A 16082-nucleotide genomic window follows, 5' to 3' on the forward strand; every position below is an offset into this window, starting at 1 on the left:
AAGTTTATGACGTTCTTTCATAGGAGTTTAAGTACATTTTTTCACAAACTAAATCAAGCACCAATTATTTAACTGCCTTCCAAATTGTCCATCTATCTCTTTCAACTATGTTATCATTTGTTGCTATTGACGCATCTATATGATTTATTAATAAATTCATTTCTTTATCTTCTAATTCGTGTAAAATACTTCTTCCTGTTCTTTCACTTAAGTCATTTAGTAATTGTTCTTTAGTATCATACACTTTTCTAATTTCCCATAACTTAACTTCTTCGATGTCTCTAAATCCAGCTTCTTTAAGTGTTTCGATTACAAATTGACTATTGTGCCTGCGATTAGTCTCTTTTTCAATTAATTTTGGGAAAAGTTCAAAGAAATACCCTCTGATATGGCTTTCATTACCTTCTAATAAACAATCTTCAGGTGTACGGTCTTGAACAATATAAAATCCGTCATCCTGCAACATTCTATATGCCTCTTTAAAACAGGCTTGTAAATCCTCCAGATGATGTATCAAAGCTCTTTCAAGCAATAAATTAAAACTGTTACTATCTAAGCCAGTATCATAAGCATTACCATGCTTGAACAAGATGTTTCTATACTCTTTACAGTTTGCTTTTGCGCCTTCAATTATAGCTTTGGAAAAATCAACACCTGTAACAGATCCAACTCCCATGTCTGATAGCGCCTTAGAATAAATTCCTCCACCACATCCAATATCTAAAGCCTTAGGAATATTTCCGATAGGTACAAGGTTGTTTATTGCTTTAACCCATGATTTGTCAGCGTTTCGAGTTGTATAAGTTCTGCTACTTTTATTGCTATGGAAATCAATCCCCAATTTACATTCCCCATCTCAATTTTATTTTAAAATATGTACAGTTAAATTTCATCACATGCTATTCATGTAAATAATATCTTCTTGTACTAAACTAACTCGTTACTTAGATAATTCCTCTTATACAATTTACTTCGACGACCTTCCAACAATACCTGCTTCTTCAACAAACCTGCGGCGTTAGTTCAATAAAGAAAAATGCTTTACCCCTTCTTGAAGTAAATCACAACGTTAGTTGAAGTAACTTATTTCATCAATTCTTTTTTTGCAAGCGTGTAATGATAATGTAGTTGGTCTTCTATCTCAACATTTCCTTTAAGATGAAAGCCACATTTTACTATTACTTTATTTGAAGCTATATTGTGTGGAAGAACCACAGCATTCAATTGTTCAACATCCGTGTTTGCAAATAGGTAATTTACTAATCCTTTTACTGCTTGTGTTGTGTACCCCTTATTTCTATAATGCTTAGAAATAGAGTAAGCAACTTCTCGATTTGGTCCACTTAGCTCCTCTTTAATACCCGTATTACAGAAACCAATAAATTCATCAGTTTCTTTAAAAAAAATTCCCAACTTCAGCCATCTTTCACCTATACTTGGAACATTAGCTAAAAACTCTTTATTATCTGGTATCTCATAATTTGTAACCCAATCTAATCTTTGTTCTCTAGTCGAACGCCAATCTGGCAAAAACTCATAAACTTCGGGTTGTGAAGTCAGTTCATAAATAGCATCTACATCTTCTATTCTAAATTCTCTTAGTAGTATTTCACCGCAGTCTATTGTAAATAAATTGTTCATATTCATTTTCTCTCCTTTGTAATTACATTCTTTGCCAAGTTTAATAATTCCTTCTTCAACTAAACTACCTCGTTAGTTCAATAGGAAAAAGCTCTCCTAAAGGCAGCCTTGTTTTGCTAAAACCCCCGTTAGCCATCCATGTAGCGCAAAACCACAGAGAATTAAAGATTATGACGTTCTTTCATAGGAGTTCAATAAGAAAAAGCTACCCTAAAGGCAACCTTGTTTTGCTATAGCCTTGGTAGCGTCATATTTATGCGGATTTACAACGTTAAGAAATATACAAGATTTTATGCAAAGTGAAAAACAAACCAAACAAGTCAAAATGCTGCTACATCAACCGTTTGCGCCATTTGTATAAAAAGACGGATAAACAATGTTCATAACAAAGCCACGAAATGTTGATTTAACAACACATACGTGGCTTTTTGGTTCGTTTCCAAACTTGCATTTGGGAACGCTTGTTAGATTTATTTTGTATGCTTTATAAATCCCAGTTAAATTTGAATAGAATGATTTTATAGTGCATGTACCATAATACCGCCCATTAATTGCGCTCAGTTTATTCCGCACCGTCACCTTCCTTGAGTTTCTACACCGTTATCAGGAAATACTGTCACAATCACACCATCCACATTATTACCCGATACTTCATAACTAAGATTGGCTGGCACATTAATAGTGATATTTTCAGTAACAGGATAATAAAAGACCTCATATTTTTGATCATTTACAATAGCAGAAATATGTTTTTGTTCTTTTAGATAGTCTAAATATTCCTCTAAAACAAAATTCTTTTCTTTTATAATCGTACTATGTGGTAATCCTACATAACGGATATGCCACGGTTCATTCATAATTCCCGTTATCTCCGTTTTATCCTCTGGATAACGTAGAGTAAATCCGTATTTCCAAGCGTTCTCTGCAATCCATCTTCCCTCAGGTGCTACCCCCATCATCCCTTGGGTACTGCCCACATCAAGCGATAAACCTAAATTATGTTCGCTGTGACCTGCAGGCAAAGCACGATTGGATCCCATTTCTTTATAAAGTTTAGTTTGCTCATCAAATCCTCGAAAACCACTCGAAATTAAAAAACTAGAAACTCCATCTTCTTCCGCAGCAAGAACCATATCCGAAAATTTATTAGCGATATCTTCTGATAAATATATCTCGCTATTAAACACTTTGTATCCATTTAACAAATCTTTACGAGCATTTAAATTGATGATATCTGATTTTATACTTTCATTGTGAACGGGATGCTTACCGTTGACCAAAAGTAAATTTCCTTGATAAATTTGTTCTACTGGAATGTCTACTTTTTTTACATTTCCAGAAAACAACTTTGCTTCCAACATACCATTCTCATCTATTACAACTTTTTCACCTTGAAAGAACGGTACTATCTTAAAGGCTGTTACACCTAAACATATTGCAAAAATTAATAAAAAGCCCCACTTTTTCATTCCTAACTTCTCCCTTAATCTTCTTTACTTAACAGATTAAAAAATGCCCCGATTCTTCAATAGGGGACACTAAATTAATTTCTCCCACACCTATCATTGGAGGAATTTTACTTTTTTTAGATACTCAATTTTTTCACTCTCTGCTCACAGGTGCTACTCATAATATTCTTCTAATGTTAGCCCTTTATTATATAATTCATTGGCTAAATTCACACCAACATAACGAATATGCCATGGTTCATATTGGTAACCAGTAATATCTTCTTTGTTTTTAGGAAAGCGAATGATATATCCATATTTATGGGCGTTATCTTCAAGCCAAGCTGCCTCTTCTGTATTCGCGAAACAGTCAGATACTGCACAGGAACCATCAGATCCACTAACGTCAATTGCTAATCCTGATTGATGTTCGCTTGTTCCAGGAACAGCACTATATGTTTTTGCTTTTTCGATTCCATCTCTTTCAACATAATTATTAAATAGGACTGTCTGAGTTTGAGAAGAACGATAGGCTGAAACACCTGCTAGATAAATATTCTGCTGATTCGCTGCATGGAACATTTTTTCGAGTTCCTTCGCTGCTTCTTCTCGCATCATTCTTTTTTCTATTTTTTCATTAAATAAAAATGGAGCATCTGGGTAAACGAGATCTTCCGGTTCATAGCCTTCCGGAAAAGCATATTGTTTGTTGACAAGAACGGTGATACTTTCAGGATCAGCGACAGTGAGGAATCCCTGTTGTAGTTGTTGTTTGCTTTGATCATTTCCGAAACAGCCAGAAATAATTAGAATCATCATGAGTAATGCAAATGTACCTATTTTTTTTATCATATTTATATGACACCTCGTATATTTATTAATAAAAGTTCTATCCGATAGAAATTTCTGTTGATTCAGATAGAGTTTTTTTAGTGAATACTATTACCTATAAAACTGTATATTTCGCAATGTTTTTTGTATAATATCCCCCTTTTTTATCAAGATAATACTGATTATAAAAAATAAATATTAATAAAAACATAGGGGATTTCTTAAGATTTAATGAAGGTAGGGAAGTAATTTATAACAAGAATATTGAGGAGAAATTAATTATTTTATGCGAATTTTCTCTGAGGCGAGTTTGGGAATAAACGGTATTCCTAATAACTAAGAATTTTTTTCATTTTGGTTACTCTTTTTTTAAGTAACGTGGCCTACACGTTTTTCAACTATCCTGCTTCGTTAGTACAATAAGAAAAAGCTCTCCTAAAGGCAGCCTTGTTTTGCTAAAGCCCCCGTTAGCTTAATAACTTGTATGCCTTTCATGTTTATTGAGTTAGCAGTAGCGAAAGAAGGATTGTCATTTTTCCTACTAAAGAATTTTTTATCTCCAAAACAAAAAGTTGTTGACATCTAGAATAAAATTGGGTAAGATTCTATTAATTTGATACGCAAACTCACACGAATTAGTGAGTGGCGGAATTTTGTAGAGTTTTTTCTCTGTTTCATTCGCCCGTCGTCTATTTATAGACGACGGGCTTTTATATTTTTAGGAGGGTTTTTTTTGAATAAATTGAAGTTTTCTTTAGTAATTTTATTAGGTGCCTGTAGCTACGGGGTACTATCTTCCATTCTTAAAATTGGATTTTTAAATGGATTTTCTTTTCCTGAACTTTTAGGTGGACAATATGTATTTGGTTGGTTTGGTCTATTATTACTCGTTATTACCTTTTCTCGTCATAAAGTATCCCCAAAAAATATCTTATCGTTGTTAGCAGTTGGGACAACAATGAGTTTAACAAGTATTTTTTACGGGCTTTCTGTAAAAGAATTACCTGCATCCATTGCTATTGTATTGTTATTTCAATTCACTTGGATAGGCGTCCTAATTGAAGCAATTGCTAATAAAACTTTTCCAAGTCGCGAAAAGTTATTATCTATTCTCATCTTATTTGTAGGAACGCTGTTTGCAGGAGGGGTATTTGATGGGTTGGGACAGCAATTATCTATTAAAGGAATAATCTTTGGGTTATTAGCAGCTATAACTTTCGCCTTTTATTTCTTTGCAAGTGGACGTGTATCTACCGAAGTTCCAATCTTTTCAAAAAGCTTTCTTATGGCAACAAGTGCAACACTCTTTGTTTGTTTAATATATCCCCCAACATACTTGATTGATGGTACACTGCAGGATGGATTATGGAAGTATGCTTTAATTTTAGGTTTCTTTGGTGTTGTTATACCAGTCATTTGTTTTTCCATTGGTGTACCAAAAGTAGGGGCAGGTCTTGCAACAATTTTAGGAGCTGTCGAACTCCCAACAGCAGTTATCGCTTCTATTACACTGCTCAATGAATCCGTATCGCCTTTACAATGGATTGGAATTATTTTTATTTTATCCGGGATTTTCATACCTCAAATGTTAAAAATACAAAAAGAGAAGAGACAAAACTTTTTTCGTGAAGACACTACAGAAAATTAATTTATACGTATACACAGTAAATAGTTTTTTGTCTTTGGAGTATAATGCACATTCTTTCTTGTACTATCGTGACGACAAAAAAGCATGTACATCTTCGGTGAAATGCTAGGATTATAGCTACTATTTTGTAAATTCAAATGATGTCCATATACACCATTTGAATTTACAAAAATCCATTTTCCGATATTGGACTAAACTGCTTCGTTAGTTCAAGTGAAATCTTTCACAATATTTCAGTGAAAAATAGAACTTCTCATTTATTACAACTTCACAAAAAATACGATACACGATGAATTAAAGAATATTTAAAAAGCAATTGAAATGGTATATCCTAATAAAACTTACAAAAAGGCATCGAGAATGAATTTCTCGATGCCTTTTGTCTTTACTCTGAGTAATACCATCACTATATCTGTGAAGGTACTGCTTTATTGAGAGACAAGTGCTTTACTATTTAGAACGTGCTTGCTACTTTAATAGCTTTTTCAAGCCCTTCCGCAATAATTCCTTGTGCTTTATCCGGGAATTGGTTGTGACCTTCAATCACTATTTTCTCGATATCTTTTACACCGAAAAAGCCCATCATACTTGATACATATTTAACTGCCATTTCTAATTCAGCTGCTGGTCCCGTAGAATACACACCACCACTTGCATTAAGTAATGTAATTTTCTTACTTCCAATGAGACCTACTGGACCCTCTGGCGTATATTTAAATGTTTTACCCGCTCGATTTAAATAATCAATATATGTGTGTAGGACAGCTGGGATTGTTAAATTCCATAATGGGAAACCAAATACAACTTTATCAGCTGCTAAAAATTGATTTAGATATTTATCAGAAACTGCTACTGCTTTTGCTTCTTCCTCTGTTAAATCAAGTCCTCTACTAGATTTAAACGTACCGTTAATCATATGAACGCCTACATATGGCAATTCTTCCTTATACAAATCAAGCTCTATCACGGTATCATTTGGGTGTGATTCTTTATAGCTCGCTAAAAAAGCGTCATATAATTTCACACTCACTGATTGATCTGCTGGTCGATTGTTTGCTTTTACAAATAAAGTTGTTGTCATTCTCTTCTTCTCCAGTTGCTTCTCTTAAGTTGTGATTAGCGTATTATTTTTCTTTACAAAATCTTTTTAAAACTATATTCCATTTCTCCGCCTAGAGCCTCGGCTGTATCACCAGTCTCCCTGAAATCGTGTGTATGAATTTCTTCAAACGGACCAAAATCTACTTGCTTATAAAACTCATAACAAGGGAATCCATCATGTTCACCTTGAATATCGACAGTTCCATCTATTTTGACCTGTACAGATAATAGGTAATCAGCAGGTGGTGCCAATGCATTTAATGGGTTGCTAGCACTTGCACTCATCTGAAATTTGACGCCATCAGAACTCCATACAATATCCGTACACAAAATATCTTTTGTACTTGCTTGCCCTGATCTTTTATTAACGGAACCATTTGAAGTTGTAATTTTTTCCGTTGTTATTCCAGTATTCGCATGTGTGAAAATTTCTTTTTTATAAAAATCTACAACCACTTCTTGTTCTATTCTAGATCGATTAGCGTTTACAGCATTAGGTGTAAATTCACGTGAGTCACCTTCGAATTGAATCAAGTTTCCTGTTTTAATATCCTCCCTAGGTTCAGTCCAAGACATTGGAATAAATACACTTGCTCGAATTTTAATTATGTTAGTAATAGGAAACACCTCTGTAATTCTTATTTTTATTATGAGTAAAACATAATTGAGCCATTCAGCAAAACATGTCGCAATATCACGCGCACAATAGTCAATAGCTTTCCCATTAATATTTGCTGCTTCTTGTTCAAATAATGATAGTCTTCTAATTCATATTTATATTTAGATTGTCTTTTTAAAACTATATTCCATTTCTCCACCTAGCGCTTTTGGAGTATCACCTGTTTCTCTAAAATCATGTGTATATATTAATTCAAATGGACCGAAATCTGCTTGTTTATAAAACTCGTAACATGGAAATCCATCATGGGAGCCTTCAATATTTGTCACACCATTTTCATTAACACGTACATTTAATAAATAGTCAGCAGCAGGTGCTTCTGTATTTAATGGATTACTGGCACTAGCTCTCATTTCAAAAGAAACATCATCTGTGCCCCACACAACATTCGTACATACAATGTTTTCTGTACTTGTTTTTCCTTTTTTAATATCAACTGTTCCATCTGGATTAGTAATTTTTACAGTAACGATACAAGCATTTGCATATGTTGAAATTTCTTTTTTTAAAAAATCAATAATTACCTCTTGCTCTAATCTGGACCGCATTGTGTTTACAGCGTATGGTGTAAATTCGCGTGCATCACCAGCATATTCCAACATTTTTCCAGTTTTAGGTTCTTTAATAGGTTCCAACCAAGCATATGGAGCAAATACACTCCCTCTAATTTTCACGATGTTCGCCATGAGAAACCCCCATAATTTCTTTATTTTTGTTTCGGTGAATCTTATTTCTTTCACACTGAAATATAGTCAACTTGATTGACTACATTCCGAATAGTACAATGGAATTTATATATAGTCAATTAAGTTGACTTTTTAAAAGGGGGTTTATGTATGAATCATAGTGATTTTAGTGAATTGGACCTTACATCACTGTTGTCATTATCCTTTAGTACATCGATTAATGAACTACATACCAGATTGAGTGAATTGGGTTTTGGAGATATTAGACCTGTACATGGTTTTATGTTTAAATGTATGACGCCTAATGGAGCAACAGGTATAGAATTAGCCGAATACTTAGGGATCACAAAGCAAGCTGTAAGTAAAATGGTGGACTATCTTGAAAAAAGCGGTTATGTGAATAAACAACCTCACCCTACAGATAAAAGAGGGAAAATTATTATTTTAACTGAACGAGGTTGGTTAGTAGTGAAAGCAAAGGAAAACATACTAAATGAGCTTGAACAACGCTGGATTGGAAACATAGGTGCGGAACGACTGCAAATGCTCAAAGAAGATTTAAAAAGAATAGTTTATGAAACAAATGAAGGGAATATCCCCTCTATGTTCAGGCCTGTTTGGTAACGATTCCTTATACAGAAGATTTTAAAGTATGTTTAAGTGAATTGTATTAAGAAAAAAGAGGCAGCATCCCAAATAGGTACTGTCTCTTTTTATGAGTGCTTCGTTAGTTATAGGAACGTTTAATTAGTTTATTTTGCATACTTTATAAATCTTTGCTGTACTCTAAGCCCCGTCTTATTTTTTAGCTTAAAATGGATTTTCCCCTTTTATAAAAGGAATAAATACTACATAATTTGACCCAATAAAAAGAAGCCAAAAGATTACCGATGTAAGTCGCTGTTTAAAGAGATTGTTTCCCTTAAATATAAACAAACCAAAAATCAATGTGTATAAAACAAAGAAAATATATGCAACTCCAAACCAGTTCACCCATACGTTTCCGGTAAATGCGATTCCATAGTTCTCGTAAACAGATCTTAAAATATATAGCGTGAACAGTAAACCAATTGATAAGAGTGCAAGCATTTCAGCCAATTTAAATATAATTTTTTTCATTTCCCCCAAATTAATCACCTCATATCTAATATCTCTTAATATTATTTATACAACATTTTCAATGGTATATCCTTTGCGGTTAGTTGAATAAAACCTTCTTCAATAAACACCGAATATCAAAACATTAACAATATCATCGAATTAATAATAAAGTTGTGCACCCTTTTAATATCCATAATAATCCATAAAATTATGAAACATTCGCCAATTCAAAACGTATGTATATTAACAATACATCGAAAGGGAGAAAAGGATGTTAATAGCTTTTTATAGTACTCTTATAATCTTTTTAATTTTATTTATTGTCACTTTAAGTTATTTGGTCCTTCTGGTAAAGCTAAAAAAGGCAACAGGCGGTAATGTTATAGCCTTATTCTTCCTGTTATTATTAACGGGAGCTGTTTCAGGTATTTATGGATTTGACTTTTTTAAATTGCAAGTTGGAGAAGTACAAATAGCACAAGGCAATTGCTTTATTGAGTTTAATGATAATGGAAGAAGTATTGCAACGACTACAATTGAATTAAACGATAAAGTCTATCAAATAAAAGGTGATACATACAACCATTTGCCAGATGGGACTTATCAATGTAATGTTCATTATTTGCCAGCTACTAAAATTATTGAATCCCTCCACTTAGAAAAATAGTATGCATCCGTATGGAATTTTAGTTTTATTTTTAAAATCAATTTGTTTAGTTATTATGTTATTGTCTAAAAAAGAAAAACCCTGTAGTAAACTCTACCTTTTAAACTTAAGTTATAAATGAAAAGCACCTATTAACGTTGACTTATCAACATTTATAGGTGCTTTAAAGTTTCTTTTCTTGTCAAAAACATCTAATGACACCGATAGTCGAAATCAAACCAACTACCCTAAAGATTCACACTTTCAAACTATTTTCCCTCCAGCACCTAAACAAACATAAACGGCTCTGTATGAACTTTCGATTGAATGAACTGCACAGGTAATTTCTTCGCATCGCATAATTGAGTCATCTTCTGCGCAACACCTTGGATCATGACCTTTTCAACATGGTGCCCAGGGTCAACAATGCTTAAGCCATGTTGTTCTGCATCTTGTGCCATATGGAAACCGATATCTCCTGTTACAAATACATCTGCACCAGCAAATTTCGCTGTTCGAATGTATTTATTGCCGTCACCACCAACTACTGCGACTTTTTGTACAAGCCCGTCAACTGGACCGACAACACGGACAAATGGCACGTCCAATTGAACTTTGACGAACTCAGCAAACTCTTTTAATGTCATCGGTTTGTTTAATAAACCAATTCGACCAAGACCTTGCTCATTCGATTCCACTTCCGTCGTCCAAACATCATACGCTGGTTCTTCATATGGATGTGCATTGAGCATTGCTTTTAGCACGCGATTTTTTAATGATTGTGGGAACATGACTTCGATTTTTTGCTCGCTCACTACTTCTAATTGACCGATTTCACCAATTGTTGGATTTGCGCCGTCTAATGCTTGAAAACGCCCTTGTCCATCCGTAGAAAAACTGCATGAATCATAGTCTCCTAGTTGCCCCGCGCCTGCTTTTGCTAAAGCCCCGCGCATTTCATCCGTATGATTTTGTGGGACATAAACAGCTAACTTCATTAGATTTTCCTGATACGTTTGTTCTAAAATTTTACAGTTTGTTAATTGAAGAGCATCCGCTAGTAAATCATTGACCCCACCTGGTGCCACATCTAAATTCGTATGTGCTGCATATACCGCAATATCATTTTTTATGCATTTTTCATATAATGCACCTTGTGGATTGTCTGTACGTAAATTGGATAGCTTCATAAAAATAGGCGGGTGATGTGCAATAATAAGCGCACAGCCTTGTTCGATCGCTTCATCAACTACTTCATGCGTCACATCTAGTGTCACAAGCACCTTTGACACTTCTTTATTCAACGTCCCAATCGCTAAACCAATCGGATCATTTGGCATACAAGCGAATTTTTTCGGTGACCAAGATTCAAATAATTGAATGATTTCGTGACCATTTACCTTTTTCACAAAATTACCTCCTGTACCATATCAACAAGTTGTGCTAGTTCTGCATGTTTCGCTTCATTGTCAGCCGTTTTTTCAGCCTTTTCAATTGCTTGCTGGACGCGCTGCCAATTTGCCACTTCACGTGACCATTTTTCAACAAATACAGCCGGTTTCGTTGCAATTAATTTTGGACCTAATAAAATTTCAGCTTGTGATAAGTCCATCTGTCCGCGTTGTAAAACAAGCACTTCATACACTTTGCCATCCTCTTCTAAAATTACTTCATCTTGTAATGCCCAACGATTACGCATCGCCCATTCACGAATTGCTTTGGCATGAATATTCGGCTGTAAAATAAGACGCGTCACCGATTTTAAAGCTTGTGGATGTTTTTCTAAAATCGAAACAATTAGTGGACCGCCCATCCCAGCAATTGTTACCGTATCAATATGATCAGCTTCTTCAACTGCCGCCAATCCATTTGCCATACGTACGGTAATTTGATTTGTTAAGCCTTCTGTACGTACTTGGCGCACAGCGGACTCATAAGGACCTTTTACTACTTCTCCAGCTACAGCGCGCGAAGCAATTCCTTTGTGTACTAAATAGCATGGCAAATACGCATGGTCACTCCCGATATCTGCCACAACCGCACCCGTTGGCACAAATGATGCGACCATTTCTAAACGTTTTGAGAGCTTTTGTGCATTCATATTTCAATTTCCTCTTTTCTATTTTACAATGTACCTCCATTATATAAAAAAACCTCTCATCCGTCTTGTGGTTGAGAGGTTTTTGCTATGAGTTGGGCATAAATTACGACAATTGAGCTGATAGTTACTAACCCATCCTGTCATTTCCCCTGAGATATAACCATTTTTCGCTAAATTTCCTGTGAATCGACAAGCTGGAGTCACACACGCTTGATAGGATCGAGCGAATGTTCAGTTTTCACATTTCTAACAAAACAAAAAACATAGATACTAGATTGCTCTAGTACCTATGCTTTACGTTTTCAATATTATAGACCAGAAATGTAATCTGCTACAGCTTGTGCCTCTGCTTCTGTTTTAAGAATTGCAGGCATGCCACCGCTTTCAGTACCATTTAAAGCAACATCTTTAATGTGCTCAGCATCTAATCCAACGATTGAAGGACCCATGCCACCTGTTAAATCACCACCGTGACATGAAATACAGTTCTTTTGAGCGATTTCCTCACCGCTTAGTTCAACTACTTCACCTGAAGTTTCACCTTCAGCACTATTCTTATCTGCTGCACCCTCAAATGACATGAAGAAAATTAGTCCAATACCGAAAGCCATGATAAGTACATAAGGAATAAGTGGATTGTTTCTCATTGCGTTCCCCTCCCTCATTAATTATTTTAATTCTATCTGAAATAGAACCTAGTAAACACTAACAATTGTACTGCATATTTTGGAAAACGAAAAGCCCTATTCGATATATTTTACTATGATTGTAACAATTACGACAATTTAACATTAACCTTTTAATATATGTCTTGCAATAACCATTTTTTGGACTTCTGAAGTTCCTTCCCCAATTTCTAATAGTTTGGCATCTCGCATATAGCGTTCCACTTCATACTCTTTCATATATCCGTACCCACCATGAATTTGGATTGCTTCATCACACACTTCCATCGCCATTTCGGATGCATAGTATTTCGCAATTGCCGCTTCCTTGCCAAATGGACGTCCTTGATCCTTTAGCCAAGCCGCTTTGTAAACATAATTTCTTGCGATTTCAATTTTCACTTCCATATCCGCTAATTTAAACTGCGTCGCTTGAAACTGCGCTAATGTTTTACCGAATTGTTTACGTTGTTTGGCATATTGAACGGCTTTATTTAAAGCACCCTGCGCAATACCAACCGCCATCGCAGCTATTCCGATGCGTCCACCATCCAATGTCGTTAAAAATTGCTTAAAGCCGTTGCCACGCTTCCCTAAAAGATTTTCTTCAGGTACTGCGACATTTTCAAGTAGCAGCTCCGTTGTATTCGAAGCATTTAAGCCCATTTTTTCATAGTCAGATTTAATTTGGAAACCCGCAGCATCCGTTGACACAATGATTGCACTAATTTCTTTTTCATTATTTTGTCGATTCGTAATAGCTGTTAGCGCTAAATGTTTGGCATAGCTCGCATTTGTAATAAAAACTTTGGAACCATTTATCGTATACTGTCCATTTTCTAATACCGCTGTAGTTTCCGTGCCCCCTGCATCAGATCCAGCATTCGGCTCTGTTAAACCAAATGACCCAAAGGATTCCCCTGTACAAATCGGCACAAGATATTTTTGTTTTTGTTGTTCTGTCCCGAATAATTCAAGTGGTGCTCCGCCTAATGATATATGCGCAGAATACGTAATGCCCGTAGAAGCACAAACACGGCTCAACTGTTCGGTAACGATGGCAAAACTAATCGTATCTGCCCCTGCTCCCCCGTAAGCTTCTGAAAATGGTAAGCCCATTATCCCCATCTTGGATAATTCTTTAAAAATAGGCATTGGAAATTCTTTTGTCTTATCACGTTCAATTGCGTCTGGTGCTACAACTTCATCCGAAAATTCCCGCATCATTTTTTGCAACATTTGTTGTTCCGCTGTTAAGTCAAAATTCATGTCATCCCACCCTTTCTTTCACTCATGTATCCCCTTCATTTTATATGAAATACATAAACTTTCACAGTAAAATCGAGCTTAAAGTAGAATTTTTATTCAAAAATAAAAAAAGGACAAATTCGCTCACAAAAGCATTTGTCCTTTTTAAACGATTATTTTATTGGTGAACCATCAATTACGCCACGGCGTAATTGCGTCCAGATTTTTTTCCAGCACGCTCTAAAAACTCCCCTAAAAAATCTGTGACATCCGCCGGGGCTTAACTTGATTCAGCTGGGGTTTGAACTCCCACTGAATAGAATTGCATATTTGGCATTCATCTCCCACTCATAGAAGTAGGGGATGAATGCTGAATCAAGTTAAAGACTTCATATGTAAAACCATGCACCAATAATAATACAAAAACCGATAACTCCGGAAATTGTAAAGTATGTGATTTTCAGCATAACCCCACTAATCAGCCATAAAATACAGTTTGTAATTAGTAAGCCATATAGCATGTTATTATTTCCAGCAAAATACGTCATACTTATTTTCACCGAAATGCCCAGCATTAATAACGCTACTGCTAATTGAAGCATCGTAGCTAGTAATTTATTTTTCTTTGCAAAGTAAAAAGCTCCAGCTAAACAGCATGCAGCAAAGATTCCTGCAATAGCCACGACTACCCATTCATATTGAATCGTAAATAATAACACGGTAAACATTAGCGCAATGATCGGGAATATCGATGCAATGCCCCACTTTTTTCTTTTAATGACAGGATTTATTGCTTTTTTGGCATTCCCTGAAACTTCCTCATTTTGATTTCCTTCTGAGTAAAGCGTCATTAAAAAATCACAGTAATGCTCCGGTAACAATTTGTTTTGCTTCCAAAAAGTAATTTCATTCATAATAATTTGTTTTTTTTGATTTGACATGTAAAATTCCCCAAATCTACTTATATATTCATTCTATTACCATTGTAATTACTTGCAAGGTTTCATACATCAGTAAAAAGTAACAACCTTTTCTTTTTTATGGCTTACTTTTTGGCTACATTCATCATGAAAAAGGGTGAAGAAAATTTATTTATTTTCTTCACCCTTTATATGTTATTTACTTTATATGCTATTTATTCTAAGAAATCTTTCAGGCGTTTTGAGCGAGACGGATGACGTAATTTACGTAGTGCTTTCGCTTCGATTTGACGAATACGCTCACGTGTAACACCGAATACTTTACCTACTTCTTCTAAAGTACGTGTACGGCCATCATCTAAGCCAAAGCGTAGACGTAATACATTTTCTTCACGATCTGTTAATGTATCTAAAACATCTTCTAATTGCTCTTTTAACAGCTCATATGCTGCATGGTCTGAAGGTGATTGTGCTTCTGAGTCCTCGATAAAGTCTCCTAAGTGTGAATCATCCTCTTCACCAATTGGCGTTTCAAGCGATACAGGCTCTTGTGCAATTTTTAAAATTTCACGAACCTTTTCAGGCGTTAAGTCCATTTCTTCTCCAATTTCTTCTGGAGATGGTTCTCGGCCTAAATCTTGTAACAATTGACGTTGTACACGAATTAATTTGTTAATCGTTTCAACCATGTGTACTGGAATACGGATTGTACGTGCTTGGTCAGCAATCGCACGTGTAATGGCTTGACGAATCCACCATGTTGCATAAGTCGAGAATTTGAATCCTTTGCGGTGATCGAACTTTTCAACCGCCTTAATCAGACCCATATTTCCTTCTTGAATTAAGTCAAGGAATAGCATACCGCGCCCAACATAACGTTTAGCAATCGATACAACAAGGCGTAAGTTCGCTTCTGCTAAACGCTTACGTGCTTCCTCGTCGCCTTCTTCAATACGCTCTGCAAGACGAACTTCTTCAGCAGCAGAAAGTAAGTCAACACGACCAATTTCTTTTAAATACATACGAACCGGGTCATTGATTTTAACGCCAGGAGGAACACTTAAATCGTTTAAATCGAAAGTTTCTTCGCTTGCTTCTTGTTTCGAAAGCGCTTCTTCTTCAAACTCTTCTTTTCCTTCAACTGTTACATCACTTTTTTCTACTTCATCAGCAAAGTTAAAAATTTCTTCATTCTCTACTTCGAATAAAGTCAGTGTTTCGGAAATTTCCTTCATAGAAATTTCCCCAACTTGCTTTGCCTTTTGTAAAAGTTTTTTCTTCATTTCATCTAATGTAAGCCCATTTACTACTGTCTCTTTTGAATGTTTTGACTTTTCCGCCATAAACCTTCCTCCTTCTAAAAACAA

Annotated in this window: 17 protein-coding genes; 3 read left to right on the plus strand and 14 right to left on the minus strand. The window is 35.3% G+C overall.

Annotation, left to right across the window (positions count from 1 at the left end; all coding sequences use genetic code 11):
* Positions 1-64: 64 nt before the first annotated feature.
* From ACQKIH_RS16215 to ACQKIH_RS16230, 4 genes are all read right to left on the minus strand, one after another.
* Positions 65-841, minus strand: coding sequence for a class I SAM-dependent methyltransferase (locus ACQKIH_RS16215; RefSeq protein ID WP_427767888.1), 777 nt, complete (start codon positions 839-841; stop codon positions 65-67).
* Between the two features lie 242 nt (positions 842-1083).
* A complete protein-coding gene (locus tag ACQKIH_RS16220) occupies positions 1084-1641 on the minus strand; it encodes a GNAT family N-acetyltransferase (protein ID WP_427767889.1) in 558 nt (185 codons plus the stop codon).
* A 575-nt stretch (positions 1642-2216) separates the two neighbouring features.
* Positions 2217-3110: a VanY-A/VanY-F/VanY-M family D-Ala-D-Ala carboxypeptidase gene (gene vanY, locus ACQKIH_RS16225; protein WP_427767890.1), complete on the minus strand. Its 894-nt coding sequence runs from the start codon at positions 3108-3110 to the stop codon at positions 2217-2219.
* A gap of 153 nt (positions 3111-3263) precedes the next feature.
* The gene (locus ACQKIH_RS16230; RefSeq protein WP_427767891.1) at positions 3264-3941 is read right to left on the minus strand and encodes a M15 family metallopeptidase; all 678 of its coding nucleotides are present in this window, start codon (positions 3939-3941) and stop codon (positions 3264-3266) included.
* Positions 3942-4653: 712 nt separating this feature from the next.
* On the opposite strand from ACQKIH_RS16230, the gene ACQKIH_RS16235 reads away from it, so the two are divergent.
* Complete coding sequence (locus ACQKIH_RS16235) at positions 4654-5568, plus strand: EamA family transporter (RefSeq protein ID WP_427767892.1); 915 nt, start codon at positions 4654-4656, stop codon at positions 5566-5568.
* Positions 5569-6022: 454 nt separating this feature from the next.
* On the opposite strand, the gene ACQKIH_RS16240 is transcribed toward ACQKIH_RS16235, so the two are convergent.
* From ACQKIH_RS16240 to ACQKIH_RS16250, 3 genes are all read right to left on the minus strand, one after another.
* Entirely contained in the window at positions 6023-6649 is a 627-nt protein-coding gene (locus ACQKIH_RS16240) for an FMN-dependent NADH-azoreductase (RefSeq protein ID WP_427767893.1), read from the minus strand.
* A gap of 53 nt (positions 6650-6702) precedes the next feature.
* Entirely contained in the window at positions 6703-7287 is a 585-nt protein-coding gene (locus ACQKIH_RS16245) for a DUF3238 domain-containing protein (RefSeq protein WP_057989662.1), read from the minus strand.
* Positions 7288-7449: 162 nt separating this feature from the next.
* Positions 7450-8034 carry a DUF3238 domain-containing protein gene (locus ACQKIH_RS16250; protein WP_427767894.1) on the minus strand — a complete coding sequence of 195 codons (585 nt, stop codon included), beginning with the start codon at positions 8032-8034 and terminating at the stop codon, positions 7450-7452.
* 150 nt (positions 8035-8184) lie between these two features.
* Between ACQKIH_RS16250 and ACQKIH_RS16255 the strand changes: the two genes are divergently transcribed.
* Positions 8185-8658, plus strand: a complete 474-nt coding sequence (locus ACQKIH_RS16255) for a MarR family winged helix-turn-helix transcriptional regulator (RefSeq protein WP_427767895.1) — start codon at positions 8185-8187, stop codon at positions 8656-8658.
* A 186-nt stretch (positions 8659-8844) separates the two neighbouring features.
* Here ACQKIH_RS16255 and ACQKIH_RS16260 read toward each other — a convergent pair whose 3' ends face one another.
* Positions 8845-9153, minus strand: coding sequence for a hypothetical protein (locus tag ACQKIH_RS16260; protein ID WP_427767896.1), 309 nt, complete (start codon positions 9151-9153; stop codon positions 8845-8847).
* 253 nt (positions 9154-9406) lie between these two features.
* Here ACQKIH_RS16260 and ACQKIH_RS16265 point away from each other — a divergent pair, with 253 nt between their 5' ends.
* Positions 9407-9802 (plus strand): hypothetical protein, encoded by a 396-nt coding sequence (locus ACQKIH_RS16265; RefSeq protein ID WP_057989578.1) that lies wholly within the window; start codon positions 9407-9409, stop codon positions 9800-9802.
* Between the two features lie 266 nt (positions 9803-10068).
* On the opposite strand, the gene ACQKIH_RS16270 is transcribed toward ACQKIH_RS16265, so the two are convergent.
* The 6 genes from ACQKIH_RS16270 to rpoD form a co-directional block, all read right to left on the minus strand.
* Entirely contained in the window at positions 10069-11190 is a 1122-nt protein-coding gene (locus tag ACQKIH_RS16270; RefSeq protein ID WP_057989580.1) for a Nif3-like dinuclear metal center hexameric protein, read from the minus strand.
* The gene (locus ACQKIH_RS16275; protein WP_427767897.1) at positions 11187-11882 is read right to left on the minus strand and encodes a tRNA (adenine(22)-N(1))-methyltransferase; all 696 of its coding nucleotides are present in this window, start codon (positions 11880-11882) and stop codon (positions 11187-11189) included. Before ACQKIH_RS16275 ends, ACQKIH_RS16270 begins: the two co-directional genes overlap by 4 nt.
* A 308-nt stretch (positions 11883-12190) precedes the next feature.
* Positions 12191-12529 carry a c-type cytochrome gene (locus ACQKIH_RS16280; protein WP_057989583.1) on the minus strand — a complete coding sequence of 113 codons (339 nt, stop codon included), beginning with the start codon at positions 12527-12529 and terminating at the stop codon, positions 12191-12193.
* 144 nt (positions 12530-12673) lie between these two features.
* Positions 12674-13816, minus strand: coding sequence for an acyl-CoA dehydrogenase family protein (locus tag ACQKIH_RS16285; protein ID WP_427767898.1), 1143 nt, complete (start codon positions 13814-13816; stop codon positions 12674-12676).
* 368 nt (positions 13817-14184) lie between these two features.
* Positions 14185-14736 carry a hypothetical protein gene (locus ACQKIH_RS16290; RefSeq protein WP_057989587.1) on the minus strand — a complete coding sequence of 184 codons (552 nt, stop codon included), beginning with the start codon at positions 14734-14736 and terminating at the stop codon, positions 14185-14187.
* Positions 14737-14930: 194 nt separating this feature from the next.
* Complete coding sequence (rpoD, locus tag ACQKIH_RS16295; RefSeq protein ID WP_427767899.1) at positions 14931-16058, minus strand: RNA polymerase sigma factor RpoD; 1128 nt, start codon at positions 16056-16058, stop codon at positions 14931-14933.
* Positions 16059-16082 lie beyond the last annotated feature (24 nt).

This window comes from Solibacillus cecembensis (assembly GCF_050272495.1).
In the GTDB taxonomy this organism is placed as follows: domain Bacteria; phylum Bacillota; class Bacilli; order Bacillales_A; family Planococcaceae; genus Solibacillus; species Solibacillus cecembensis.